The sequence below is a fragment of the Natronobeatus ordinarius genome (assembly GCF_024362485.1).
Classification (GTDB): Archaea; Halobacteriota; Halobacteria; order Halobacteriales; family Natrialbaceae; genus Natronobeatus; species Natronobeatus ordinarius.
Map to the genome: position 1 here is coordinate 1,742,707 of NZ_CP101456.1, position 23,898 is coordinate 1,766,604.

General features: G+C 67.5%; 26 protein-coding genes. 14 read left to right on the top strand and 12 right to left on the bottom strand.

The features are described 5' to 3' along the window. Positions 1 to 4: 4 nt before the first annotated feature. Complete coding sequence (locus NMQ09_RS09025; RefSeq protein ID WP_255194257.1) at positions 5 to 892, bottom strand: universal stress protein; 888 nt, start codon at positions 890 to 892, stop codon at positions 5 to 7. 216 nt (positions 893 to 1,108) lie between these two features. On the opposite strand from NMQ09_RS09025, the gene NMQ09_RS09030 reads away from it, so the two are divergent. Continuing rightward, entirely contained in the window at positions 1,109 to 2,677 is a 1,569-nt protein-coding gene (locus NMQ09_RS09030) for an ABC1 kinase family protein (RefSeq protein WP_255194258.1), read from the top strand. A gap of 183 nt (positions 2,678 to 2,860) precedes the next feature. After that, the gene (locus NMQ09_RS09035) at positions 2,861 to 3,088 is read left to right on the top strand and encodes a hypothetical protein (RefSeq protein ID WP_255194259.1); all 228 of its coding nucleotides are present in this window, start codon (positions 2,861 to 2,863) and stop codon (positions 3,086 to 3,088) included. A gap of 52 nt (positions 3,089 to 3,140) precedes the next feature. Here NMQ09_RS09035 and NMQ09_RS09040 read toward each other — a convergent pair whose 3' ends face one another. Together NMQ09_RS09040 and NMQ09_RS09045 are read right to left on the bottom strand one after the other, a co-directional pair. Continuing rightward, entirely contained in the window at positions 3,141 to 3,566 is a 426-nt protein-coding gene (locus NMQ09_RS09040) for a universal stress protein (protein ID WP_255194260.1), read from the bottom strand. A 52-nt stretch (positions 3,567 to 3,618) separates the two neighbouring features. Then, positions 3,619 to 4,053, bottom strand: a complete 435-nt coding sequence (locus NMQ09_RS09045) for a universal stress protein (protein WP_255194261.1) — start codon at positions 4,051 to 4,053, stop codon at positions 3,619 to 3,621. A 97-nt stretch (positions 4,054 to 4,150) separates the two neighbouring features. Here NMQ09_RS09045 and NMQ09_RS09050 point away from each other — a divergent pair, with 97 nt between their 5' ends. Both NMQ09_RS09050 and NMQ09_RS09055 read left to right on the top strand, forming a co-directional pair. Beyond that, positions 4,151 to 4,600, top strand: a complete 450-nt coding sequence (locus NMQ09_RS09050; protein ID WP_255194262.1) for a universal stress protein — start codon at positions 4,151 to 4,153, stop codon at positions 4,598 to 4,600. Between the two features lie 171 nt (positions 4,601 to 4,771). Then, the gene (locus tag NMQ09_RS09055) at positions 4,772 to 5,812 is read left to right on the top strand and encodes a transcription initiation factor IIB (RefSeq protein ID WP_255194263.1); all 1,041 of its coding nucleotides are present in this window, start codon (positions 4,772 to 4,774) and stop codon (positions 5,810 to 5,812) included. A gap of 9 nt (positions 5,813 to 5,821) precedes the next feature. Here NMQ09_RS09055 and NMQ09_RS09060 read toward each other — a convergent pair whose 3' ends face one another. Then, on the bottom strand, positions 5,822 to 6,292 hold the full coding sequence (locus tag NMQ09_RS09060) for a bifunctional nuclease family protein (RefSeq protein WP_255194264.1): 471 nt from the start codon (positions 6,290 to 6,292) through the stop codon (positions 5,822 to 5,824). A gap of 134 nt (positions 6,293 to 6,426) precedes the next feature. Between NMQ09_RS09060 and NMQ09_RS09065 the strand changes: the two genes are divergently transcribed. Beyond that, entirely contained in the window at positions 6,427 to 7,170 is a 744-nt protein-coding gene (locus NMQ09_RS09065) for a TraB domain-containing protein (protein ID WP_255194265.1), read from the top strand. Positions 7,171 to 7,222: 52 nt separating this feature from the next. On the opposite strand, the gene NMQ09_RS09070 is transcribed toward NMQ09_RS09065, so the two are convergent. Then, the gene (locus tag NMQ09_RS09070; protein ID WP_255194266.1) at positions 7,223 to 8,275 is read right to left on the bottom strand and encodes a S1C family serine protease; all 1,053 of its coding nucleotides are present in this window, start codon (positions 8,273 to 8,275) and stop codon (positions 7,223 to 7,225) included. A 387-nt stretch (positions 8,276 to 8,662) separates the two neighbouring features. On the opposite strand from NMQ09_RS09070, the gene NMQ09_RS09075 reads away from it, so the two are divergent. Beyond that, positions 8,663 to 9,166, top strand: coding sequence for an SPW repeat protein (locus NMQ09_RS09075; RefSeq protein ID WP_255194267.1), 504 nt, complete (start codon positions 8,663 to 8,665; stop codon positions 9,164 to 9,166). 131 nt (positions 9,167 to 9,297) lie between these two features. Further along, complete coding sequence (locus tag NMQ09_RS09080; RefSeq protein WP_255194268.1) at positions 9,298 to 10,695, top strand: NAD-dependent succinate-semialdehyde dehydrogenase; 1,398 nt, start codon at positions 9,298 to 9,300, stop codon at positions 10,693 to 10,695. A 76-nt stretch (positions 10,696 to 10,771) separates the two neighbouring features. On the opposite strand, the gene ddfA is transcribed toward NMQ09_RS09080, so the two are convergent. Further along, entirely contained in the window at positions 10,772 to 11,062 is a 291-nt protein-coding gene (gene ddfA / locus NMQ09_RS09085; protein WP_255194269.1) for a DdfA family disk-determining factor, read from the bottom strand. A gap of 485 nt (positions 11,063 to 11,547) precedes the next feature. On the opposite strand from ddfA, the gene NMQ09_RS09090 reads away from it, so the two are divergent. From NMQ09_RS09090 to NMQ09_RS09100, 3 genes are read left to right on the top strand one after another with little or no spacing between them, the layout of a single operon-like run. Then, positions 11,548 to 12,309, top strand: coding sequence for an ABC transporter ATP-binding protein (locus tag NMQ09_RS09090; RefSeq protein WP_255194270.1), 762 nt, complete (start codon positions 11,548 to 11,550; stop codon positions 12,307 to 12,309). Further along, positions 12,299 to 13,513, top strand: a complete 1,215-nt coding sequence (locus tag NMQ09_RS09095) for an ABC transporter permease (protein WP_255194271.1) — start codon at positions 12,299 to 12,301, stop codon at positions 13,511 to 13,513. The genes NMQ09_RS09090 and NMQ09_RS09095 overlap by 11 nt, the downstream gene beginning before the upstream one ends. Before the next feature lie 19 nt (positions 13,514 to 13,532). Then, positions 13,533 to 14,768 carry an ABC transporter permease gene (locus NMQ09_RS09100; RefSeq protein ID WP_255194272.1) on the top strand — a complete coding sequence of 412 codons (1,236 nt, stop codon included), beginning with the start codon at positions 13,533 to 13,535 and terminating at the stop codon, positions 14,766 to 14,768. A gap of 173 nt (positions 14,769 to 14,941) precedes the next feature. On the opposite strand, the gene NMQ09_RS09105 is transcribed toward NMQ09_RS09100, so the two are convergent. From NMQ09_RS09105 to NMQ09_RS09115, 3 genes are read right to left on the bottom strand one after another with little or no spacing between them, the layout of a single operon-like run. Further along, positions 14,942 to 15,706, bottom strand: a complete 765-nt coding sequence (locus tag NMQ09_RS09105) for a metallophosphoesterase (RefSeq protein WP_255194273.1) — start codon at positions 15,704 to 15,706, stop codon at positions 14,942 to 14,944. A gap of 52 nt (positions 15,707 to 15,758) precedes the next feature. Continuing rightward, a complete protein-coding gene (locus tag NMQ09_RS09110) occupies positions 15,759 to 17,435 on the bottom strand; it encodes an RPA family protein (protein ID WP_255194274.1) in 1,677 nt (558 codons plus the stop codon). Continuing rightward, positions 17,432 to 18,703 carry a Single-stranded DNA binding protein gene (locus NMQ09_RS09115; protein ID WP_255194275.1) on the bottom strand — a complete coding sequence of 424 codons (1,272 nt, stop codon included), beginning with the start codon at positions 18,701 to 18,703 and terminating at the stop codon, positions 17,432 to 17,434. Before NMQ09_RS09115 ends, NMQ09_RS09110 begins: the two co-directional genes overlap by 4 nt. Positions 18,704 to 18,872: 169 nt before the next feature. Between NMQ09_RS09115 and NMQ09_RS09120 the strand changes: the two genes are divergently transcribed. Continuing rightward, on the top strand, positions 18,873 to 19,550 hold the full coding sequence (locus NMQ09_RS09120) for a 2,5-diamino-6-(ribosylamino)-4(3H)-pyrimidinone 5'-phosphate reductase (protein ID WP_255194575.1): 678 nt from the start codon (positions 18,873 to 18,875) through the stop codon (positions 19,548 to 19,550). 39 nt (positions 19,551 to 19,589) lie between these two features. Here NMQ09_RS09120 and NMQ09_RS09125 read toward each other — a convergent pair whose 3' ends face one another. Beyond that, complete coding sequence (locus tag NMQ09_RS09125) at positions 19,590 to 19,760, bottom strand: hypothetical protein (protein ID WP_255194276.1); 171 nt, start codon at positions 19,758 to 19,760, stop codon at positions 19,590 to 19,592. A gap of 134 nt (positions 19,761 to 19,894) precedes the next feature. Continuing rightward, a complete protein-coding gene (locus NMQ09_RS09130; RefSeq protein WP_255194277.1) occupies positions 19,895 to 20,782 on the bottom strand; it encodes a nucleotidyltransferase domain-containing protein in 888 nt (295 codons plus the stop codon). Between the two features lie 110 nt (positions 20,783 to 20,892). Here NMQ09_RS09130 and NMQ09_RS09135 point away from each other — a divergent pair, with 110 nt between their 5' ends. Next, positions 20,893 to 21,093 (top strand): dodecin, encoded by a 201-nt coding sequence (locus NMQ09_RS09135; protein ID WP_255194278.1) that lies wholly within the window; start codon positions 20,893 to 20,895, stop codon positions 21,091 to 21,093. Here the strand turns inward: NMQ09_RS09135 and NMQ09_RS09140 are convergent. Then, a complete protein-coding gene (locus NMQ09_RS09140) occupies positions 21,090 to 21,455 on the bottom strand; it encodes a HesB/IscA family protein (protein ID WP_255194279.1) in 366 nt (121 codons plus the stop codon). The genes NMQ09_RS09135 and NMQ09_RS09140 overlap by 4 nt on opposite strands. 164 nt (positions 21,456 to 21,619) lie before the next feature. Here NMQ09_RS09140 and NMQ09_RS09145 point away from each other — a divergent pair, with 164 nt between their 5' ends. Then, entirely contained in the window at positions 21,620 to 23,302 is a 1,683-nt protein-coding gene (locus NMQ09_RS09145) for an acyl-CoA mutase large subunit family protein (protein ID WP_255194280.1), read from the top strand. 78 nt (positions 23,303 to 23,380) lie between these two features. Continuing rightward, a complete protein-coding gene (locus NMQ09_RS09150; protein ID WP_255194281.1) occupies positions 23,381 to 23,848 on the top strand; it encodes a pyridoxamine 5'-phosphate oxidase family protein in 468 nt (155 codons plus the stop codon). The last annotated feature ends 50 nt before the right edge of the window (positions 23,849 to 23,898 follow it).

The window sequence follows — 23,898 nt, forward strand, 5'->3', positions numbered from 1 at the left end:
ACGCTCAGTTGACCGTCAGCACCGGTCGCTCGGAGCGACGGACGACGCGCGCCGTCGTACTCCCCAGGAGTCGGTCGGCGCTCGCGCCCACGCCGCGTCCGCGGGTGCCCATCGCGAGCAGGTCGGCGTCGACGCCGTCGGCGTACGCGAGGATCTCTTCCTCCGGGACCCCACGAAGGAGTTCGGTGTTGACGTCGAGTCCACGATCGGTCGCCTCCTGGGCGACGGTCTCGAGAGCGTTCTCGCCCCCTTCCCGGAGCAGGCCGACGATGCTCCGCGGCGCGTCCTCGAGGTCGTACACCGTCCGGTCGATCACGTAGACGACGTCGACGCCCGCGCCGACGACCTCGGCGAGGTCGAGCGCACCCTCGGCGGCCCGCTCGGCGGCGTCGCTGCCGTCAGTCGGGATCACGATCCGGCCGGTCCTGACGTCGGACGGGTCGGGAACCGACTCGGGCCCGTCGCCCAGGCGGACGGCCATCACGGGGACGTCGGCGGTCGTGAGCACGCGTTCGGTGGTGCTACCCAGCCGGACGTCCTCGAGGGCGGCCTCGCCGCGGGTGCCCATGACGATCAGGTCGGCGTCGACCTCGTCGGCGTAGGCGACGATCTCGCGGTAGGGGACGCCCTCGCTGACGTGGCGGACGACCTCGACGCCCGCCGAATCGGCCAGCTCCATCACGTGGGCGGTCGCGTCGCGACCGCGTCGCTCGCTCGAGCGACGCACCTGCTCGTGCTGTTCGTCGGTGAGGTCGGCGACATCGTCCCACGACTCGATCACCGAGATCGCGTGGACGGTTGCGTCGTCGTCGGCGGCGAGCGAGAGCGCTCGAGCGATCGCACCTTCTGCACCGGGGGTTCCATCGACCGGAACGACGATCGTGTCGTACATCTCGAGGGGCTACGACGGCGACGGTCAAGAAGCCCCACGTCGGTTTTCGATCGTCGGATTGGGTGAGACGGATGAGATCGCCGGAGGAGGCGTACGGATGGTGCCGTCCGCACGCGGTCGCTTCGCCGGGGCGTCCATGAGTCACGTATTTGTGCCAGTTGTCCGAAACGCCGGTATGTACGGCCACTCCATCGAGCTCCCTGCGAGTCGTCGACGATGAGGGGATTTTACCGCCGGTACCTCCAGGTCGTTCTCCGCTTTCTCCCGTTCGCGCTGGCGTTCCTGCGGGATCGGCGGCGGTTCCTGCTGTTCGGCCCGCCGCGGCGCGTTCCCGAGGCGGTCCACCGACGCCGCGCCGAGCGGATGACCGAGCTCATGCTCGAGCTCGGCCCGGCGTTCATCAAGGTCGGGCAGGTGCTCTCGACGCGGCCGGACGTCGTCCCGCCGATCTACGCCGAGACGTTCGCGACGCTCCAGGACGAGGTCCCCGAGGACGTCGGCGGCGATCCGCTGACCGTCGTCGAGGAGGAACTCGCCGAGCTGGTCGACCTCGAGACGCTCGAGCCGGTCGCCGGCGGCTCGCTGGCGTTCGTCTACGCGGTCGAGCACGACGGCGAGCGCCTCGCCCTGAAGGTGCGCCGGCCGGGGATCACGGCGATCATCGAGCGCGACCTGCGGGTGATCGACGCGATCCTCCCGATCGTCGCCGCCTTCGCCCCCGAGAACCAGCGCTACTCCCTCGAGAACGTCGCCGACGACTTCGAGGAGATCATCCTCGAAGAGCTCGACTTCGAACGCGAGGCGGCGATCATGCGCGAGATCGGTGCGAATCTCGATCCCGACCGGGTCGTCGTCCCGGCCGTTCACGAGGAGCTCTCGTCGGAACGGGTCCTCGCGATGGAGTTCGTCGCAGGAGCGAAGATCACCGACGAGGACGCTCTCGCCGACCGCGGTATCGATCGAACGGCGCTCGCGACGCTGATCGCCCGGACGTACCTGCAGATGGGACTCGTCGACGGGGTCTACCACGCCGACCCACATCCGGGCAATCTCGCGGTGACCGACGACGGCCGACTCGTCATCTACGACTTCGGGATGAGCCAGCGGCTGACCCCGAGCGCCCAGGAGGATATCGTCAGCCTCTACCGGACGCTCGTTCGTCGGGACGTCGACGGCCTGTTGAACACGCTCATCGCGCTCGAGGTACTCGAGCCGACGGTCGACCGCGTGGCCGTTCGGAACGTGCTCCGGCTCGTGATCGAGAACCTCGAGGGACGCTCCGTGATCACCTGGCGGGCGATCATCACCGAGTTGATGACGATGTTGCACGACTTCCCCTTCCGCATTCCGCCGAACGTGATGTTGCTGATCCGCGCCGGCACCGTCGGTGAGGGGGTCTGCCGATCGCTCGATCCCGAGTTCGACTTCATCGCCGTCACCCGCGACTTCCTCGTCGATCACGGCTTCATCGAGAGCGAGCTCGAGAGCCTGCTCGCGGACCTGCGCGACGACCTGCGCGAGTCCGTGCCCGTCATCGCGGCTGCACCCGCCCGGTTCGACCGCGTCTTCGGGCAACTCGAGCGCGGCGAACTCGTCGTTCGAACCCAGCCCGTCGACGACGACGACGGAGACGGGGCCGTCGGCTACGCCGTCATCGCTGCGGGGCTGGTCGTCGCCGCGGCGATCCTGACGTTTCACGAGCAACCGTACGAACTCGTCGGCGTGGCGTTCGCGGTCGCCTTCCTCTGGCTGTACGTTCGGGGACGGCTCCGTCGACGTCGCTGACTCGTCGGCCCGGCCTGGCCGTCGCTGCGTGGAGCCAGCCCGTCGGCGTAGGCCATCGGCTATTGCACCAGGTAAGAAATGAGATATTTATTCCGACGGACGACTGGTACGTGGTGGCCAACGATCGATCGACTCGTCGGAAGGGAGTCGTTACTTACCCTGCTCGTGGGTGCACGTCCGCCCATGTGGGATGAGGGGGGTGACAGTCGTCGCCGGACAGAGACTGCGTTCGGCACGACGGCCCACGTCGACGAGTCGACCGACGCCGAGTGGGGGGCAACCAACGCAGCCGTCGAGCATCGGACGATCGACCTCGAGTTCGAGTGGCACCAGCTCTGCCACGGGTGTGGTGAACGAAAGTGGTTCAACGCCGCGATCTGTGACGACTGTCGGAGGCGACACGACGTCTGACACCAGTCCGGCCCGGCTCCACCGGCCGACGGCCAGTATCGCCACGGCACCGTCACCTGACGACGGTCACCGTCACGGGTGCCCGTCGGACGACCGTTTCAGCGACGCTCCCGAGCAGGAGACGCGCCGCGCCGCTTCGGCCGTGGCTGCCCATCACGACGTGGTCGACGTTGCGTTCGTCGGCCTGATCGACGATCGATCGAGCCGGGCTGCCCACGCCGATTGCCGTCTGGAGGTCGACGTCGTACTCGGCGGCGAGCTCGCGCGCTTCCTCGAGCGTCTCTTCGGCGCGACGCTCGGCTTCGCTCTGTGCCTCGTCGTCGAACCAGCCGGGTGCGATCGACTCGCCGGACGGTCCCTGGAGTTCGACCACCGAGAGCACAGTCACCGTCGACCCCGGAAACGTTTCGAGGACGTACTCGAGTGCCTTCGTCGCCTGCTCGGAGCCGTCCGTCGGAACCAGATAGTGAGCGGTCACACGTCGTCGAACGTCAGCTTCGAATAAAGTGTTTGGTCGGCCCGGCACCAGGTCACTCGGATTCGACGTCGTTCGCGTCCGGAACGACCGCGACCGGGACGGGCGACTGTCGGACGAGTCGGTCAGTCGTACTCCCGAGGATCGCAGTGGGGAGGTCGCGTTCCCCCTGCCGGCCGACGAGGATCAGTCCGGCCTCGATCTCGTCGGCGTACGCGAGGATCTCCTCGTCGGGGCGGCCCCGTCGGACCGCTGCGTGGAGTTCGACGTCGCGGTCGTCGATGGCCGTGACGGCTTCCTCACGGAGGGTCGATGCGGCGCGGTTGAGGTCGTCGACTTCTGCCACGCCGAACTTCATCGGATTGCCCGTCGCGTCGACGACGGTGAGCACGTGGAGCGCTGCGTCGATCCGGTCGGCGAGTCCGACCGCGTACTCGAGCGTCTTGCGGGCCGACTCATCCTCGATCGCGACGAGAATCGTATCGTACATGTACAATCGCCACTTCGTGCCGGGGCTACGAATCGTTCTCCTGCGACGGGCTTAACGGTAGTGAACTTTTTGCGTTCTCCCGGTGTACGGGTTCGACGTGAACGACAGAATTCTCGTCCCGGTCGACGGGTCACAGCTGTCGCGTCGAGCCCTCGAGGTCGCTCTCGGGGAGTATCCCGACGCGGAGATCCTCGCACTGCACGTGATCGACCCGACCGAACCGGGGTACAGCGTCGCCGACGCGGAGTACCACGCCGAGGTCGAACCGCGTCACGGCTCGACCGAGTGGTACGACCGCGCCCACGAACTGGGCGAGGAGGTGCTCGAGGAGGCGCGCGAGCTCGCCGACGAGCACGACGTCGACCTCGAGACGGAGACCGCCGTCGGCCGTCCCGATAGGGAGATCCTCGCGTACGCCGAGGACGAGGACGTCGAGCACATCGTGATGGGCAGCCACGGCCGGGGCGAAGACTCCCCGATCCTCCTCGGGAGCGTCACCGAAGCCGTCGCCTTCCGGGCGCCGATTCGAGTGAGCCTGATCCGGTAGTCGACGGCAGTTTTGCCTGTCTCTCACCTAACCGTGGACCTATGAACGGCGTCTCTTTTGGCGAAAGGTTTATAAATCGTTGAGACTAACTTTAGGTGAATTGCTCCCGGACGAGTGGCAAACGTGAGCGCCGCTCGACTGACGAGTGCCGCCCTTCCACCCCGTATTCAAATGACGAAGATCACCTTCAGCGCCCACGAGCGCACCGACTCGAACCGACACGAGACGACCCGAACGCGAGACGAACACGAACGCCAGAACGAGAACGAACGCGAACGCGAACACGAAGCCACCGTCACCTGCCCCGAGTGTGGCGGGCGCCTCGAGAGCGAGGGCACCGAGACGATCTGTGCCGAGTGTGGCCTGGTCGTCGACGAAGACGAGGTCGACCGCGGCCCCGAGTGGCGCGCGTTCGACGCCGCCGAGCGAGACGAGAAGAGCCGCGTCGGCGCCCCCACGACGAAGATGCTCCACGACGAGGGGCTTTCGAGCACGATCGGCTGGCAGAATCGCGACGCCTACGGCTCGACGCTCTCGAGTCGCCAGCGCCGCACCATGCAGCGCCTTCGCACGTGGGACGAGCGCTTCCGGACTCGCAACCACAAAGAGCGCAACCTCAAACAGGCCCTGGGCGAGATCGACCGGATGGCCAGCGCGCTCGGCCTCCCCGAGAGCGTCCGCGAGACGGCGTCGGTGATCTACCGGCAGGCGCTCGAGCGCGACCTCCTGCCGGGGCGGTCGATCGAGGGAGTCGCGACCGCGAGCCTCCACGCCGCCGCGCGCATGGAGGGAGTCCCGCGCTCGGTCGACGAGATGGTCACCGTGAGCCGCGTCGACGAACAGGAGTTCACGCGCGCCTACCGGTACATCAACCGCGAACTCGGCCTCGAGATCCAGCCGGCCGACCCGCTCGAGTACCTCCCGCGCTTTGCCAGCGAACTCGCGCTCGAAGACGAGACCGAACGCCGAGCCCGCGAGCTGCTCGAGCTGGGTCGCCGCGAGGGGCTGCACGTGGGGAAATCGCCGGTCGGCCTCGCCGCCGCGGCCATCTACGCCGCCGCGTTGCTCACCGACGCCGAACTCACCCAGCACGAGGTGAGCGAGGTCACCGAGATGAGCGAGGTCACGATCCGCAACCGCTACCAGGAACTGCTGGCCGCCGAGGAAGCGAGCCGCCTAGACGCCGACGGTGGCGCCACAGCCGAAGCGTGAATCCGGCTGTCACCAACCCGACATATCTCGGTCGACGTCGTCCACGTCTTCCACGTCGAGCGCGTCGGCCGGGACGCCGGCGCGGTCGAGCACGTCGTCCGTGACGGTGATGGGACAGTCGACCCGAACCGCGAGCGCGATGGCGTCGCTGGGCCGGGCGTCGAACACTTTCTGCTGGCGTTCACCGTCCCTGATGAGCTCCGCGTCGACTTTCGCGTAGAACGTACCGCCGGCGAGGTCGTCGATCCGGACGCGGTCGAACGCGCCGCCGAAGTCGGTGATCATCTCGACGAGCAGGTCGTGGGTCATCGGCCGCTCCGACGGGACGTTCTGGCGGGCCTCCTCGATCGAGCGCGCCTGGCCTGGTCCGACGAAGATCGGTAACAGCTCCTCGCGCGCCTCGAGGACGACGGCTGGCGCCCCGACTCCTTCTTCGTCGACGCTGACGCCGACGGCTTTCACCTCCGCGGGATTGCTCATAGAGGCCGTTCGTCGTGGAGGACCAAAGTACTACAGGCGAGTCGTACTGCCGATAGCAGCCGTCGCCGCGAACCGTCAGGAAGACGAGACCGTCGCGGTGTGGGTTCAAGCCGCTCGGCGACGAACGATCATCCATGTCCAGTGAGGGGACGATCACCATCGTACCGAGCGTTCACTTTTCGCCGACGCACCGTCGTCGAACTCGCGAGGTCATCCACGCGGTCGGCCCCGACCTCGTCGCCATCGAACTCGACGAACGTCGATTCGAACGGCTCACACGGGCGGGACACACCGCCGACGAGCTGTGGCGAACGATGCCGCCGGGTGCGGCGATCGCTTACGGCACGCTCCAGACCATCCAGCAAACCGTCTTGCGGCTGTACGGACTCGATCCGGGAAAGACCGAGATGGAGACCGCCATCGAGACCGCCGCCGAACTCGAGCTCGACGTCGCGTTGATCGACGAGCCGATCGGCGAGACCCTCACCGAGTTGACCCGTCGGCTCGGCCCGGAGACGATCCCGAAGCTGTTGCTTCGCTCGAGCACGATGCCACCTGCCGAACGCCTCGCACAGCTCCAGGCGACGACGATTCCGCTCCGGGACGTCGAGCACGGCGACGACGTCCAGCCGATGGTGGACGCGATGCGCCGGCTGCTCCCCGAGGTCACGGACGTGCTGATCGACCGCCGCGACCGCGCGATGGCTCGCCGGCTCCACACGCTCCGCCACGAGGGCTACGACGTGGTCGCGATCGTCGGCGCGGGTCACCACAACGGCATCCGCGACGAACTCGAGGCACTCGAGGGGACAGCCGACGGCCTCGCCGTGCCGATCGAGCCGCCGACTCGCGAGGTCGTTCGAATCCCCATCGAGTGAGTTTCAACCGTCAGTATGAGTCTCCGACGTCGGCGCGTTCGTCCGTGACGGCTCACGGCTCCGGACGAGCGGCGGTCGTCACCTCGAGCGTGTCACGCTCACCGTCCCGAACGACGTCGACCTCGATCGTCTCCCCGGGCGTTACGTCGAGTGCGAGCACTGCCGAGAGCCGTTCCTGGTTGGGGATGGCTTCACCCGCGAGCTCGACGATGACGTCGCCGCCGACGGGAACGGGGGTGTCGTCGACGACCGTGGTCTCACTCGGCGGCTCGAACGCGTCGGCGGCAGGCGAGTCCGGTGCGACCTCGAGGACGAGGACGCCTGCCGTATCCTCGAGGTCGTTCGCGGCCGCAACGGGCGGTGTGACCGGCGCGACGCCGACGCCGAGGTAGGGGTGATCGTACTCGCCGTCGTCGATCAGCGCGGGAACGACTCGCTGGAGCAGGGCTGCGGCGATGGCGAAGCCGATGGTCTGTCCGGCGCCCGCGAAGACGACCCCGAGGACGTCGCCGTCGAGGGTCACCAGCGGTCCGCCGCTGTTACCGGGATTGACCGGGGCGTCGGTCTGGATCGCCGCAGGGATGTCGAATCCGGTCGGACTCGGCAGCGATCGGTCGACTCCGCTCACGATTCCTCGAGAGACCGACGCGTCGAGTCCCAGCGGGTTGCCGAGCGCGACGACTTCCTGCCCGACGACCGGGTCGGACTCGCTGATCGGGATCGACTCGGCGCCGTCTGGGAGCGCTTCGACGGACAGCACGGCCAGGTCGCTGTACGGGTCGGTCCCGACGACCGTCGCCGATCGCCACGACTCGTCGCTGAACTGTACCTGCACCGACGCTTCCTGGCCGACGACGTGGTCGTTCGTGACGAGGTGCTCGTCGTCGTAGACGAACCCCGAACCCAGCCCACCCGGGCTCTGGCCGTCCACTCCGGCGACCTGGACGAGCACGACGCCGTCGATCGTCTCCTCGTACACGTCCGTGTACCGCGTTTCGTCGGACGACTCGTTGGTTGCTGACCCGACTCGAGCGCCCGCAACGGTCGCGACGGTGCCACCGGCCGCACGCAACACGCGTCGGCGCGTCGGCTGTCCTGGAGGCATAGGACAGGGACTTCACCGAACGGGATAAAACGACCACCTGCCCCCACTACCTCGCGCCGACGTCGCTCCGTTCGCGGGACGGTCCTCGAGACAACCGGTAATACGCTATTACTGGCGATCGGTCGAACCCCGACCTGGATCCGACAGCGAGCAACCGGGTGCCGTCGAACTCAGGCGGGGATGAGTCGATCTCTCCCAAGATCGTTTCGACCTTCTGAGGGGTGACAGTAACACTGTACTGACGTCGAAACCTGGGCTTTTGTATCGAGTCCTAGAAAGTGCAAATTATGGGTTTGGGCGACCCTGGCCGCTACTTTCGAACACTCGAGCAAAACGATCGAGCCGGTTTTTGAACGGCTTCGGAGTACCGCCGGACGAGGATCGATCATGAGTGAGTCCCCAACTGACGAACCGACTACCGACGAGGCACAGCTTCGAGACGAATCCGACCCTGGCGAGACGCGGACGCAGGGGCAGGGCGAACCCGAGGATCAGAAGTGGCTGAGCGGAATCGTCTCCCTGATCGGCCTCTGGGTTCTGCTTTCGCCGTTCGTCTACGAGGCGGCGGCGTCGACCCTGTGGAACAACGTCATCGTCGGCGGGGCAGTCTTCTTGCTCGCCGGCTACAACTACTACCGAATCGTGACCGGTCACCCGACCAGCACGGGCGTGATGTCGCTCGTCGTGCTCCTGGGCCTGTGGACGATCGTCGCGCCCTTCGCGTTCGCGGGCGAGTTCGCCGTCGGCGCCGTTGCAGGCGCCGACGTGGCGGCCGAAGGTCTCGTCTGGAGCAACGTGGTCGTCGGCGCGCTCGGCGCACTGATCGCGGCGTACGTGGCCTACGCCGCCGGGCGAGAAGCGCCCGCTGGTGCGCCGGTTGGAGCGAGATAACTGACGCAGCCGGCGAACGCGGTTCGAACGAGTCGAGGTTGCCGGTGAACGCTGGCGCCTGAGCCCCAGGTATATAGGTCGCGTCGGTGTGGCTCTACCGAGCGGTTCGATCCCCGCGAGGAGTCACACCCATGGAATCCGTAAACCCTGCAACCGGCGATCCCGTCGAGACGTACGAGGATCACGACGAGGAAGCGATCGACGAGACCCTCGAGGCGGCCCACGAGGCGTTCGACGACTGGCGGCGCCGCGACGTGACCGAACGCGAGCAACTCATCGAGTCGGCCGCCGACGTCCTCCGCGAGAACGAGGACGAGTACGCCGCGGTGATGACCGAGGAAATGGGCAAGCCCATCGACTCGGCGCGAGCCGAGGTCGAGAAGTGCGCCTGGGTCTGTGCGTACTACGCCGAACACGCAGGCGAGTTCCTCGCCGACGAACGGCTGGCGGCCGACGCCGACGTGGCGGCGTTCACCAGCTACGAACCGCTCGGGCCGGTGCTCGCCGTCATGCCGTGGAACTTCCCGTTCTGGCAGGCGTTTCGCTTCATCGCGCCGCACCTGACTGCCGGGAACGTCGGGCTGCTCAAACACGCCTCGAACGTCCCTGGCTGCGCGCTCGCCATCGAAGCGGTGCTCGAGGAGGCCGGCTACCCCGAGGGCGTCTTCACCTCGTTGCTCGTCGGCGCAGATCAGGTCGAACGTATCCTCGAGGACGACCGGCTCGCCGCCGCCACGCTCACCGGCAGCGACGGAGCCGGCCGCGCCGTCGCGGGAACGGCCGGCGGGGAGCTCAAGAAGACCGTCCTCGAGCTCGGCGGCAGCGACCCGTTCGTCGTCCTCGAGGATGCACCGCTCGAGGCGGCCTGTCGCGTCGGCGCGCGGGCCCGGACGATCAACTCCGGACAGTCCTGTATCGCCGCCAAGCGGTTCGTCGTCGTCGAGGACGTCTACGAGGCGTTCGTCGACGGTTTTACGGCGGAGATGGACGCCCTCACCGTCGGCGACCCGATGGACCCCGTGACGGACGTCGGTCCCCAGGCGCGGTCGGACCTCGTCGCAGCTCTCGTCGACCAGGTCGAGGCGACCGTCGACGCCGGAGCGACCGTCGAACTCGGCGGCGAGCCACTCGAGCGCGAGGGCTACTTCTACCCGCCCACGGTGCTGACGGACGTCCCCGAGGACTCACCCGCCGCCCGTGAGGAGGTGTTCGGCCCCGTCGCCGCCGTCTTCTCGGTGCCCGACGAGGCGGCTGCGATCGAACTCGCCAACGACACCCGGTTCGGGCTCGGCGCCAGCGTCTGGACGACGGATCTCGAGCGCGGACGGCGCGTCTGTCGAGAACTCGAGGCCGGGTTGACGTTCGTCAACGAACTCGTCAAGTCGGATCCGCGCCACCCGTTCGGCGGCGTCGAAGACTCCGGATACGGGCGCGAACTCGGACGCGACGGCATCCTGGAGTTCGTGAACCGCAAGACCGTCTGGGTCCAGCACGGCCGCCGGGGTGGGGACGAGACGGCCGTCGAGTGAGGCGGTCTGCTGTAGCGCTCTGCCGATACAACCGCAATGTGGGGCGGTTGCGCCACACTCGTCACGGCGATCCGTCTCAATCCCCGATGGAGTCTCCGGCTGGCCGGTGGTCGGATTCGGCGGTCGTGGCCCGGTCGGTCACCACTATCTGGCTGGGACCCTCGACGAGAATGGTGTATCCACGGTAGGAAAACTCGACCCGGACGTTGGATTCGGAGTCCTCGGGATCGATCGAACGAAAGAGCGCGTCGAGTGCGTCGGTGTCTACGGCGTCGTGAAGCGGTGGGGTAAGCTGTACCGGTTGCACGTCTTCACGCGCTGCGACGGCGCGAACGACCGATACACTTACTGACTCCCCAGCATCCATACCGTGGCTGCCACACACACCCACATAAAGCCTATCGGTTTTTCATTCTCGCCCGTCACGCCCGTTGAGCGCCGAATTCTGTCGATCACTCGCAAACGCGACCGGTGGTGCCCGTCTCATCGAGAGTTGACCGGTCCGGTGACGGTTTCGGAGTGTGTCGTCCCTGGCCGACGAGCTCCCGCGCTGCGCTGTGATCGATCGCCACCTCGGACATCGATAGTCCGGCCCACGTCGGTCCGTGAATCACCGCTTACGTCGGTGGTACGGTGTCCCTCGAGCAGGGCACCGTCGCGCTCTGTCCCCCTCTCGCCGGATTGGGGCGCTTGACGCACCGACAGACACGTTAGCCCGCATTCAGATCGGATTCAGAGACAGTCACGGATACGTGAGCGTGAACGAACGTATGTACTCACGAAAGTCCGGGTAGGTGAGCAGAAACAATGGGTCGGTGGCGCCTCCGATGAGGTACGCTGCACACGTGTGAGATGTTTCCTCGTACACACACGAACCGACGCTCGACTGAGGACGGATCGACAGGCGAGGACGGTTCGACGGCCGTTCGCTTCGACGACGTCACTCACGAGTACGGCTCGAGCGGTCGGCGGTTTCGATCGGGTCGCGACCGATCGGTGACCGCACTCCGTGACGTCTCGTTCACCGTCCGGACCGGCGAGGTCGTCGGGCTGACGGGGCCGAGCGGAAGCGGCAAGTCGACGGTCCTGCACGCTGTCGCCGGGCTACTCGTTCCGACGTCCGGAACCGTCGAACTGTTCGGGACGCCACTCACAGCGCTCTCGAACCGGGGGCGACTGAAAGCGCGCCGGCGACACGTCGGCATCGTCTTCCAGCGATTTCACCTCCTCCCGTCGCTGTCCGCTCGGGCGAACGTCGCCCTCCCGCTCGTCCAGGCGGGATATACGAAGCGCAGCCGTCGCAAGCGTGCGACGGAACTGCTCGAGCGCGTCGGCCTCGAGGATCGCGCCACACACCTCCCCGGGGAACTCAGCGGTGGCGAGCAACAGCGCGTCGCGATCGCCAGGGCGCTCGCGACCGACCCGGACGTGATCGTCGCCGACGAGCCGACCGGCGAACTCGACACCGCGACGGGGGCGGACGTGCTCGAGTTGCTGACCGACGTCGCCGACGATCGGACGGTGTTGATCGCGACGCACGACGTCTCGGTGCTGTCTGTCACCGACCGAGCGATCAGCCTTCGTGACGGGTCGGTGATTGCGGATGAGCGATGAGCCTCGACAGTCGCGCCGCTCGCGCTGGATCGGTCTCGTGGGGCTGTCGATCTCCCGGCTGCGGACGCGGGCGACGACGCTCTCGACGGGACGGCTGTTCGCGACCGTCTGCGTCGTCGGCCTGACGATCGCGCTCCTCTTGCTCGTCACGGGCGTCGCGCTCGCGCTCGCCGACGACGGCATCGCGACCCACGACGACGCGGACGTCCGCATCGTCCCTCACGACGAGAGTACGCTGTCGGCCGTCGACGGCGTCGAGCGCTCGAGACTCGGAGACACCACCGAACGAACCGAGCGGATTCGCTCGACGGCGGGCGTCGACCACGCGTCCCCGGTCCTCGTCGAGACGATCCAGGTGCAACCGCCCGGGCGTGACGACCCACAGCGCGTCCTCGCCGTCGGCGTCGTCCCCGGAGACGAGCCGGCGACCGTCGCCGGGCTCCCAACCGACGACCTGGATGGCGAGGGGGTCGTCCTCTCTGAAGCCGCTGGCGCCCAGCTCGAGGCGTCGGCAGCCGACGAGGTCGTCGTCACGACGACGGACGACGGGGACGACCCGGAGACGTGGACCGTTGCGAGCGTCGAGCGCTCGTCCGCCAACTCCGACACCGACGTTCCGGTCGTGCTCGTCTCGCTCGACGAACTTCAGGCCATTACCGGTGCTGGTCACGGCGAGCTCGCCGACAGAATCCTGGTCTGGGGTGACGACGACTCCGCAGCGGCGGCCAGCGAGGAGGCCTACCCGTACGCGACGATCGAGACGACCTCGAGCGTCGATCCCGAGACGCTCTTCGGTGACGGGTTAGCGCTCGCGACGAGTGCGATCGCACTGGTCGTTGGCGTCGCCGTCTGCTCGCTCGTCGTCGCGACGACCGCGGGGCTGGCCGTCGACGAGGACCGACGGACGCTCGCGATTCTCGCGGCGGTTGGCTTCTCCACGTCGAGTCGGCTCTCCGTGGTCGCGATCACGACGCTGGTGACGACCGCCGGCGGAGCGCTCGTCGGCATCGCACTCGGGGTCGGCGGGATCGTCGCCGTCAACGAACTCGCCGGAGCGATCATCGACTCGGGACCCGTCGTTCGCGTCCACCCGATCTTCGTTCCGTACGCCTTCGGCGTCGCGCTCCTCTCGGGCCTGCTCGCGGTTCCGTACCCGTTGGCGGTCGCGATCCGGACGAACGTCCTCGAAGAGGTGGGACGATGACACTCACCGGGGTGAGACGGTGAATCCCCTGCGCCCGGCCGCACGCGTTCGGGCCGTCGTCGGCCTCGCCCTCACACAGTTGCGACGAGCGCCCGGCCGGACCGTACTGACCGTCGTCGCGATCGCGCTGGCCGTCCTCTCGGTGACGTTGCTGGTGAGCCTCGGCGTCGGCGTCTTCGAGGCCGGACAGGAACGGCTCGACGAGAGCAACCGGGACATCTGGATCACGAGCGATCCACTCGATTCCTCCTCCGGAGGGACCGAGAACGCGATCGTCGACTCCCACGCCGTCGCCGCCGACGTCCACGAGCGCGAGGACGTTCGGTTCGCGACGCCGATCGCGATGCATAGCACGTACGTCGGAACCGATCCAGACGACCTCGAGCCCGTCACCGCCGTCGGCATCCCGGAAACCCACGGCGGATTCGACTTCGAGCACGGCGGGGGCTTCTCGCTCGAGGACTACCACGGCGAGGACGTCGACGATCCCGCCGCCTCGGCACCCGACGTGATCGTACTCGATCCGGCGTTCGCCGCGGCGATCGACGCCTCGGTCGGCGACACCGTCTACGTCGGCACCAGCAGGGAGACGGCACCGAACCACGAGTATACCGTCGTCGGTATCTCCGGACACTACTCGGCGTTCCTTGGCTCGCCCGCCGTAACGATGCCGCTCACCGAGCTGCAGGGCGTCGCCGGGACGTCGGGAACTGACCGGGCGGTGTTCGTCACGGTCGACGTCGCCGAGGGTGCAGATCGAACCGCGGTCCGAAACGACCTCGCGGCGACCTATCCGGCGTACGACGTGCGCACGAGCGACGAACAGCTCGGGGCGATGATTCAAGACCGCGCGCTCGTCGTCGCCAGCGGCGTGACGCTGGTCGCACTCGCGGTCTGTGGCGGCCTGTTGCTCACGGTGAACCTGTTCGTCCTCGTGGCATACCAGCAACGCGACGAACTGGCGGCGCTCCGGGCGATTGGGCTCTCGCGGTGGTTGCTCGCGGGGACGATCGCCGTCCAGGGGTTCGTCATCGGGCTCCTCGGTGGCCTCGTCGCCCTCGTCGCGACGCCCCCTGCTGTCCTCGGACTCAACCGACTCGTCGCCTCGCTCGTCGGTTTCGAACAGCTCCTGCGGACCCCGCCGGAAGTCTACGCCGTCGGCGGCGTCATCGCGCTCGTCGTCGGAACGGTCGCGGCTGCCGTCACCGGCTGGCGGGCCGGCCGATACGCCCGACTCGAGCGCCTCGAGGTGTGACTCGAGCGGCGCCGAGGAACACCTCCGGGAGACGGGAAGTGACTCGAGCGAGGACAGCTCGGGGGTGTCCGACAGTTCCGACACACCCGCGACCCGTTCGGCGGGATGCGCTGGCATCTCGTTTCAGCCGCCTCCGACGCCGTCTGCACTTCCGAGTAAGCCTCGTTCGGCCGTCAGATCGACCGGTACGGTCCCAGTCGCGTCCCGTCGAGCAGATACGCCTCCCCCTCGGCCAGCCCCTCGGGGAGAAACGGCGCGAGAAACTCTTGCCCGGGAACGTTCACCCAGGTCCCGCCGACGAGGTCGTTGAACGCTGGCACGACGACGAGACGTGGCGGCGCCCCATCCTCGAGCCACGGCAGCCCCTCGTCGCTCGTTCGCTCGGCGAACGGCTCCGGGTCGAGCCGTCCCCGGACCCACACTGGTTCGACGTGACTGCCACCGACTTCGTCCTCGAGTCGGACGAACGGGTGTTCGTGGCCCAGACAGACCACGTCGGCCTCGAGGACCTCGCGGGCCGGCCAGGTGTGGCCGTGACAGACGCCAAGGCCGTCGAGCGCGACCCCGCTGCCGGGGACGATCTCGACGCCCTCGAGCCACGTCTCGATCGCTCCGTCGTGGTTGCCCTTCACCAGCGTCACCGAGAGCGCAGGCGGCAGCGACTCGAACAGCACCTCGAGTTCGCCTCGCTCGGCTCCGCCGGGCTCGCCGATCGAGTGCATCAGGTCACCGAGGACGACCAGTCGATCGACCCGGGTACGCTCGAGCAGCGACAGCAGCCGCTCCCGGCGTTCGTCGGCACGGCTCGGAATCTCCACGCCGCGTTCGTACCGGAGGCCGGCCTCGTACCCCGCGTGGTAGTCGGCGATGACCAGCGCACGCCCCTCGTCGAGCGTGGCCACGGCCGCCGGTTCGTCGGGAACTGGCTCGAGCGTCACGGCCGGCCCCTCCGACCGCCCTCGAGCGACACGCGAGCCCGAACGCCGACCATCAGATCGCTTTCAGCGTCTCGTCGTCCGGTTCGTAACACTGTCCGCCCATCAGCGCGTCCTGGATTGCCGCCTCGACGTCGGCCTCGCTCGTGCCGGTCTCCTCGGCGACGGTCGAGACGACCGCCTCGCGATCGGCACCCTCGCCGTCGTCGAGGTCGGTCATCGTCTCGACGACGTACTCCTGGACGTCGATCTCCTCGAGGTCGAGGTCTGCGTCGGGCTCTTCGTCCTCGTCGATAGATTCCTCGCCCTCGTCCGCGGCTTGCTCGTCCTCGTCGATAGAGTCCCCGTCGTCGTCAGACGCAGCCGCGTTGGCAGCTGAGTCGGCGACGTCGGCGGTGTCGTCCATCTCGTCGGCCGAATCGGCTGGCTCTTCGAGCTCCGTCGCGGGGGCCGTGGCGTCGACGGCTTCGATTCCTTCGTCCTCGTCTACGAGGTCGGGTTCGGGATCGGACTCGGCCTCGGGGACGTCGATACCAGCCTCACCTGGCTCACCGACTTCGGCGCCGGTCGAGAACTCGGCGCCGAACTCCTCTTCGAGCTCTTCGCGCTCCTCGTCGTCCATCTCGTACATTCCCCCACCGGCCGCCTCGAAGTCGCCGAGTTCGTCTCCGTCCTCGTGCTCGGCGACGTCGGTCGACTCGTCGAACGAGGTCGTTTCTGTGGTCGTCTCGACGTCGTCGTCGGCTGCCGTCGTCTCGAGTTCGTCCGTCTCTTCCGGTTCGCGTTCGTCCGTCTCTTCCGGTTCGCGTTCGCCCGCCGTCTCGTGTTCAATCTCGGCGCTTTCGGATTCGGCCGACGTACTCGGGACGTCCGTTTCCGTCCCTGCGTCTGCCGTCGCGGCGGATTCGGTCGGCGACGCTACCGCTGGCTCCGACGCCGACTCGGCCGTCGCGTCGGCTGCCGGCTCCGACGCCCCACTCGGGGCCGACGCGCGCACCTCGAGGTCACCCATCGCGGCCAGCGCGGCGAAGCTCGCGGCGTCGGGCGCCGCGTCGCCGGGCTGTCGGTCGAACGAGCGGACCTGGTCGCGGTCGCCAGCGACCACGCGGGCCGCGTCGAGGGAGAGGTCGGCCAGCCCGTCGAGGTACGCCGGCGTGGTTCCGTAGTGGTCCTGTGCCAGCGGGATGCCCATCGCCAGCCCGTCTCCGAGACCGCTCTCGAGGAGGGCCTCGGCGAGGTCGTCGCCGTAGACGTCGAGGTCCGCTGCGCGGGCGTAGGTGGCGATTCGGTCGAGCGTCTGTTCGGCCGTCCCGACGACCCAGCGGTCCCGGGTGTCGGCGTCGACGGTCGCGATGGATTCCGGCCGAACGGAGGTGTAGACCCGGTCTGAGTCCTCGGGCTGGAACGTCCGGGCTTTCCCCGTCACTGCGACGAACAGCGGAGGCTCGGCTCGCTCGAGGAACGCGAGCTGGTCGGGCTGGTACTGGCCGGCGTAGACGACGAACGCGCCCGTGGGGTCGACCACGCGGGCACGGACCATCTCGTCGTTGACCGACGTCACCTCGGTGAGCGTCCCCACGACGAACAGGCGGTTGACGCGTGCGCCCGTCGGCGTGACGACGTAGTTGGGGGCGCGTTCCTCGTCGCTTTCCGTGTGTGAGAGCGACGCGTCGTCGTACTCGGCCGCGAACAGCCGGTAGGCGACCTCGCGGCCGGGTCGGTCGGCGCTCATGCGTCGACCTCCGTGAGGAAGGCCGTCGCACGATCGGCCGGCTCGTCGTCGCTCTCCTCGAAGGACTCCGCGTCGAGGTTCGCCCCGTACTCGTCGACCGAGAGATGTCCGCGGACCTGGTACTCACGGCCGACGATCCGCTCGCGGATGGTGTCTGCGACGGCTTCCTGGTCCATCGCGTCGCGGGCCTCCTCGAGGGCGTCTTCCAGCGTCCCACCGTACACTTCTTCGGTGAGTTCGTCGTCGAGGATCACCGTGACGGCGCCGGTGCCGTCGTCGAGGATCGCCTTCACCCGCAGGTCGTCGACGCCGTCGACGCTTCCGTGGGTGCGACACTGTCCTTTCTGGATGACGCGAGAACACTCCGGACAGCGCTGGATGAGCCCCGAGCCGTCCCGGACGGCGATCAGGTTACCCACGAGACGGACGTCGTAGATGCCGCCCGTCGCGACTGCCTCGCCGATCCCGAGTTCGGGGGCGTCGCTCCCGACGTCGATTTCGCGCTCGAGGGACGTCACCGTCGAGAACGCAGAGACGTTCACCTCGGGCACGCCGCGGAACTCCCGGACGTAGGCGTTCTCGATCCGGACCGACGCGCCCTCCTCGATTTCGGGAACCGGGTCCCAGTTCGTGAACGGCAGCCGGCCGCTCTCGTCGCCGAAGACGCCGCTCAAGATTTCGGTCTCGCCGTCGCGGCCGTCGATGGTGCGGCGCTCACACTCGAGCACGGACACCTCGATCGTCACCGCGCGGTCGCCCGTCTCGAGGTCGGCGAGGCTGGCCTCGCCGCCGATCTCGTAGGGCACCTCGAGCGGTTCGTCCTCGAAGCTGAGCGAGGTGCTCTCGCCGAGGTTGAGCTCGGGTTCGCCGTCCCACTCGCGGACGCCTGCGTTGCCGGCGGTGATCGTGTCGCCCGGTGAGAGGCCGAAGTCCTCCCAGGCGGTGTAGTCGATGACGCCCGTCTCGTCGGCGAGTTTGCCTTCGACGATGACGTGGTCTGAGCCCTGATACCGGATCGACCGTTCGCCCGCCGTCAGCACGCGGGCGGAGACCGTCACGTTGCTCGAGTCGGGCGTGATCTCCCCGACGTCGGCGGCCGTCGGTGCACCACCGCCGCCGGTGTCGTCGCCGTACTTCCGCCGTAAGCTCTGTACGGCCTCGTCGAGTGGAACGCTGTACTCGACGAGGTTCTGTAAGTCGCGTTTGACCTCCTCGTTGTCGACACCGAGGTCGGAGGCGAGATCCTCGGCACGGTTGTCGAGATCCATCACCGGCCTTTCGTCCGGACCCTTAAAAAACGTTGCCGCGGCGGAGTGAAACTGAACGTGGACGTTCAGCGACGTCTCACCGGCGCTCGACGACGGCTGTCGGCGAGGTTCGCTCCTCGGAGAGCGAGAGGCTGAGAGATTAAGCCGTCGCAGCCGTATGCTCGAGACGATGCACGTCGTCGTCAACGCCGCGATGAGCGCGGACGGAAAGCTCTCCTCGAGACGCCGCGAACAGGTACGGATCAGCGGTCCCGACGACTTCGCCCGCGTCGACCGCCTCCGGGCCGAGAGCGACGCGGTCGTCGTCGGCGTCGGGACCGTCCTCGCCGACGACCCGCACCTCACCGTCAAGGATCCGGAACTGTGTGAGCGACGGCTCGAGGCCGGCGAGTCCCGACACCCAGCCCGCGTCGTCGTCGACTCGCGGGCGCGCACGCCGGCCGACGCCCGCATCCTCGACGACGCCGCGACGACGTACCTGCTCGTGAGCGAGGCCGCGGGCGACGACCGCCGGGCGACACTCGCCCGGCCGACCCTCGAGTTCGTCACGGCGGGCGACGACCGGGTCGACCTCCCGCGAGCGTTCGCCGAACTCGAGCGGGCGGGGCTCGAGACGGTGATGGTCGAGGGCGGTGGCGAACTCATCTTCTCGCTGTTCGACGCCGGGCTGGTCGACGAGCTCTCGGTGTTCGTCGGGTCGAGAATCATCGGCGGCCGCGACGCCCCGACGCTGGCCGATGGCGACGGCTTCGTCGAGGCGTTCCCGGAACTCGACCTCGAGCGAGTCGAACGGATGGACGACGGCGTGGTGTTGTACTGGCGCGTTCGCTTCGCCGACGGGGAGTGACGACCTTCCGAAGGTGGGCGTGCGTTCTCCCGGTTCCCGCTACAGCGGGATGTCGGCGATGTCGGTCGAACCACAGGTCGGACAGGTGGCTTCGTCCTGGGAAACCGCCGTCCCGCACGCGCGACACTCGCGGTGAACGTCCGTCCGCGCTCGCTCCTGTGGCCCGTCCGACCGCCTGATCCGGTCCAGTATGTCGTCGATCAGTGCCATCTGAGGGATGTCAGGCGTCGGTCGATAGCCACCCAGCATATACTTTCTGTATTCTTCCGAACTATAATTCTAGTTCTAGACACTCATGTAATTATCGTCGGCGACGACGGTCCGTCCCCGGCCTTCGACGGACGTCAGTCGAACGCGGCCTCGAGCGTCTCCCGGAGAAAGGCGTCGACGCGGGCTCGGTCGACCCGGCGGCCAGCGTGGTCGGCGGGCTCGAGCTCGGACAGGTGCACCTCGGCCGGGTCGAACAGTCGACCGACGACGGCGTCGCCCTTCCCTCGTCGTTTGCGCTCGACGAGGTCGAGAGTCCGGTCGACGAACGAGGGCTCGAATCGATCGCCTTCCGCCTCGAGAAACCGTGGGAAGTCGAGCGTCGGAAACCGGTGGGTCTCCCGGACGTACTGGGCGTAGCAGACGCCGCGGGCCACGTAGAGGTGGCGTTTGACCGTCCGATCCGTCTGTCCCTCCTCGTAGGCCCCGACCGGGACCCGTTCGGCGTCGTCCCGGTCGCCGTCGACGGGGCGGGCGAGGCACTCGTCGTCGCGCTCCTCGAGGACGAGGTAGGCGAGCTCGCCGTCCTCGAGCAGCCGGCCCTGGAGGTATTTGCGGTACTGCCGGCGGGCGAGCGATCGGTAGTGGTGGTACAGCGCGAGCGGCGCGAACGAGTCGCCGACGTCGGCCTCGAGGCGGGCCAGCGGCCCGAACTCCCGGTAGCGACGCGGGCTGTGGAGGAACTCGAACACCGTCGGGTTCGAGTCGACGACCAGCTCGGCGAACCGGCGGACGTTCCAGCCGCGACAGTCGAGCGCTCCGTCGGTCCACTCGAGCGACGGCTCGTAGCCGCCGAGGCTCGCGTACTCGAGCGGCCGCTGGGCGTAGACGACGGCGACGTCGCGGTCGCTGTCGGCGTCGGCGAGGTTCCAGGCGCGACTGCCGACGTCCCGGGCGGCGACGATTCGGACGTCGTGGGCCGTCTCGATTGACTCGAGCGCCGCGTCGACGGATGGAGATGCCATGGAGTGTGTCGGCGACTTCGAGCCGGACCGACAACTGTCCTGTGGGGGTGTGTGCGAGGACAGCATTTATCTTACGTCACCGCGTCGCTACGAACCGGGTAGTACGACAGATGGTTTTCAAGAAAATCACGCTGATCGGTACGAGTACGGAGAGCTTCGAAGACGCCGCGGACGACGCCATCGACCGCGCAGAAGAGACCATCGAGAACGTCCACTGGGTCGAAGTCGACGAGCTGGGCGTCGAGGTTGCGACGGCAGACGAACGGGAGTACCAGGCAGAGGTGACGGTCGCGTTCCAGCTCGAGGATTAGGTTCGGAACGACTCGCCACAGCCACACTCGCTAACCACGTTGGGGTTCTCGACGTTGAAGCCCGCGCCCTGGAGGCCGGTCTCGTAGTCGAGGACGCTTCCCTCGATGTACTTCAGGCTCGCCGGGTCGACGAACACCCGGAGGTCGTGGTGTTCGTACACCGTGTCGTCCTCCTCAGGTGCCGTATCGAAGCGCATACCGTAGGAGAGGCCGGCACAGCCGCCCTGCTGGACGAACAGCCGAAGCCCCGCCTCCTCGACGTCGAGTCCTTCGTCCTTGAGGAGCGCCAGCGCCTGCGAGGCGGCGTCCTCGGTCACTTCGATCCGCGGTCGGCTCTCTCCGCCTACGCTTTCGGTACTCATAGGGTATCGTTACCCTGCGAACGTGTTAACCTTGACGCTCGGGTGAGCCACGACGTCGCGAGGACGACGTCGACCGTGACGCACTCGAGCCGGCTACGGGTGACGGTGGCGGATTTCGCACCATTTCTCAAGCTTAAAGCTGCCGGGTGCCTTCGGTATCGATAATGTTCGACCCCGACGAGCTCGAGGAGATCCGCGAGGGGAAAACGGAGTGGGAAGAAACGCACGTCGAACCGGTCGTCGAGCGATTCGGCGAACGAAAGGAGACGTTCACCACGGATACGGGCGGTCAGGAAGTCGACCGACTCTACACGCCGGCGGACGTCGTCGACCTCGACTACGAGGACGACCTCGGCTATCCGGGCGACGAACCGTACACCCGTGGCGTCTACTCGACAGGGTACCGCGGTCGGCTGTGGACCATGCGCCAGTACGCCGGCTTCTCGACGCCCGAAGACACCAACGAACGGTTTCACTACCTGCTCGACCAGGGCCAGACGGGGCTGTCGATGGCCTTTGACCTGCCGACGCAGATGGGTCACGACTCGGACGCGCCGATGTCCGCCGGTGAGGTCGGCAAGGCAGGGGTGGCGATCGACTCGCTCGACGACATGGAGACGGTGTTCGACGGGATCCCGCTCGACGAGGTCTCGACGTCGATGACGATCAACGCCCCCGCGTCCGTGCTGCTCGCGCTCTACATCGCGGTGGGTGACCGTCAGGGTGTCGACCGCGAGGAGCTCCGGGGGACGATCCAGAACGACCTGCTGAAAGAGTACACCGCCCGAAACACCTACATCTACCCGCCGGAGCCCTCGATGCGGATCATCACGGACATCTTCGAGTTCTGCGCCGAGGAGACGCCGAAGTTCAACACGATCTCGATCTCGGGCTACCACATCCGTGAAGCGGGTGCAACGGCGGCCCAGGAACTCGCGTTCACGCTCGCCGACGGCATCGAGTACGTCGAGGCGGCGATCGACGCCGGGCTCGACGTCGACGAGTTCGCACCACAGCTGTCCTTTTTCTTCAACGGCCACAACAACATCTTCGAGGAGGTCGCGAAGTTCCGCGCCGCCCGTCGGATGTGGCACGACATCATGGACGAGCGCTTCGACGCGCAGAACCCCAAGTCCAAACAGCTCAAGTTCCACACCCAGACGGCGGGCTCGATGCTCACCGCCCAGCAGATCGAGAACAACGTCGTCCGCGTCGCCTACCAGGCGCTCGCCGCCGTCCTCGGTGGTACCCAGAGTCTGCACACCAACGGCAAAGACGAGGCGCTCGCGCTGCCGACCGAGGAGTCCGTCCGCACCGCCTTGCGAACCCAGCAGATCCTCGCCCACGAGTCCGGCGCCGCCGACACGATCGATCCGCTCGCCGGCAGCTACTACGTCGAGAGTCTGACCGACCAGGTCGAAGCCGAAGCCTACGAGCTCCTCGAGGAAGTCGACGAGCGCGGCGGGATGCTCGAGGCCATCGAGCAACAGTGGGTCCAGCGCCAGATCCAGGACACCGCCTTCGAGCGCCAGAAGGAGATCGAAGCGGGCGAGCGCATCATCGTCGGCGTCAACGAGTTCGAGGTCGACGAGGACGTCGAGATGGACGTCCAGGAGGTCACCGCGGAAGACGAGCGTCGCCAGATCGCCCGGCTCGAGTCGACCCGCAGCGAACGCGACGACGAAGCAGCCGAGGCGAAACTCGAGACCTTACGCGAGGCCGCCCGCGGCGACGACAACCTCATGCCGTACATCATCGACGCGGTGAAGGCGTACGCGACCGTCGGCGAGGTCTGTAACGTCCTCCGCGACGAGTTCGGCGAGTTCCAGCCGGGAAGTGCGGTCTAACCCGTTCTGTCGAACCCGCTCGAACACCCGCCGCGATAGCCGAAAGCATTATCCCATTGATACCGCCATCTCTCACCCATGACCGACGATGCTCTCGGGTACGCGATGTCCGACGCCGAGATCGCTTCGCTGCTCAATTCGAAGGGACACGGCGTGTTGAGCATGGGGAACGCCGACCGGGGATACGGCATCCCGATGTCCTACGGCTACGACGAGACCGAGCACCGACTCGTCGTCGAGTTCGTGAGCCTGGGCGACGGCAAGAAACGACGGTTCCTCGAGTCGAGCACGGAGGTCACGTTCACCGTCTACGAGTGGGAGTCCCTCGAGGCCTGGGAGAGCGTCGTCGTCACCGGGACGGTCCGGCCGCTCGAGGACAGCGACGTCTCCGAGCGGTTCGCTGCCCTCCTCTTCTCCCAGGCCGAGGGAGTTGCGGGCGACCTCCGCTGGATCGACTCGGACGAAATCGACCGCGAGTGGTTCGAGATCGTCCCCGAGGAGATAACCGGGATGCGTGGTGAGAAACTCCCCGGCGAGGTTCCCTGAGCGGATTGGTCCCCACCCCTCGCCGGCGAACGGCCGGATTCCGTGACCGT

Coding starts and splice junctions, on each gene's coding strand:
- NMQ09_RS09025 (WP_255194257.1), bottom strand. CDS start 892: ATGTACGACACGATCGTCGTTCCGGTCGATGGAACCCCCGGTGCAGAA.
- NMQ09_RS09030 (WP_255194258.1), top strand. CDS start 1,109: ATGAGGGGATTTTACCGCCGGTACCTCCAGGTCGTTCTCCGCTTTCTC.
- NMQ09_RS09035 (WP_255194259.1), top strand. CDS start 2,861: ATGTGGGATGAGGGGGGTGACAGTCGTCGCCGGACAGAGACTGCGTTC.
- NMQ09_RS09045 (WP_255194261.1), bottom strand. CDS start 4,053: ATGTACGATACGATTCTCGTCGCGATCGAGGATGAGTCGGCCCGCAAG.
- NMQ09_RS09055 (WP_255194263.1), top strand. CDS start 4,772: ATGACGAAGATCACCTTCAGCGCCCACGAGCGCACCGACTCGAACCGA.
- NMQ09_RS09060 (WP_255194264.1), bottom strand. CDS start 6,292: ATGAGCAATCCCGCGGAGGTGAAAGCCGTCGGCGTCAGCGTCGACGAA.
- NMQ09_RS09065 (WP_255194265.1), top strand. CDS start 6,427: ATGTCCAGTGAGGGGACGATCACCATCGTACCGAGCGTTCACTTTTCG.
- NMQ09_RS09070 (WP_255194266.1), bottom strand. CDS start 8,275: ATGCCTCCAGGACAGCCGACGCGCCGACGCGTGTTGCGTGCGGCCGGT.
- NMQ09_RS09075 (WP_255194267.1), top strand. CDS start 8,663: ATGAGTGAGTCCCCAACTGACGAACCGACTACCGACGAGGCACAGCTT.
- NMQ09_RS09080 (WP_255194268.1), top strand. CDS start 9,298: ATGGAATCCGTAAACCCTGCAACCGGCGATCCCGTCGAGACGTACGAG.
- ddfA (WP_255194269.1), bottom strand. CDS start 11,062: ATGGATGCTGGGGAGTCAGTAAGTGTATCGGTCGTTCGCGCCGTCGCA.
- NMQ09_RS09090 (WP_255194270.1), top strand. CDS start 11,548: ATGTTTCCTCGTACACACACGAACCGACGCTCGACTGAGGACGGATCG.
- NMQ09_RS09095 (WP_255194271.1), top strand. CDS start 12,299: ATGAGCGATGAGCCTCGACAGTCGCGCCGCTCGCGCTGGATCGGTCTC.
- NMQ09_RS09110 (WP_255194274.1), bottom strand. CDS start 17,435: ATGAGCGCCGACCGACCCGGCCGCGAGGTCGCCTACCGGCTGTTCGCG.
- NMQ09_RS09115 (WP_255194275.1), bottom strand. CDS start 18,703: ATGGATCTCGACAACCGTGCCGAGGATCTCGCCTCCGACCTCGGTGTC.
- NMQ09_RS09120 (WP_255194575.1), top strand. CDS start 18,873: ATGCACGTCGTCGTCAACGCCGCGATGAGCGCGGACGGAAAGCTCTCC.
- NMQ09_RS09125 (WP_255194276.1), bottom strand. CDS start 19,760: ATGGCACTGATCGACGACATACTGGACCGGATCAGGCGGTCGGACGGG.
- NMQ09_RS09130 (WP_255194277.1), bottom strand. CDS start 20,782: ATGGCATCTCCATCCGTCGACGCGGCGCTCGAGTCAATCGAGACGGCC.
- NMQ09_RS09135 (WP_255194278.1), top strand. CDS start 20,893: ATGGTTTTCAAGAAAATCACGCTGATCGGTACGAGTACGGAGAGCTTC.
- NMQ09_RS09140 (WP_255194279.1), bottom strand. CDS start 21,455: ATGAGTACCGAAAGCGTAGGCGGAGAGAGCCGACCGCGGATCGAAGTG.
- NMQ09_RS09145 (WP_255194280.1), top strand. CDS start 21,620: ATGTTCGACCCCGACGAGCTCGAGGAGATCCGCGAGGGGAAAACGGAG.
- NMQ09_RS09150 (WP_255194281.1), top strand. CDS start 23,381: ATGACCGACGATGCTCTCGGGTACGCGATGTCCGACGCCGAGATCGCT.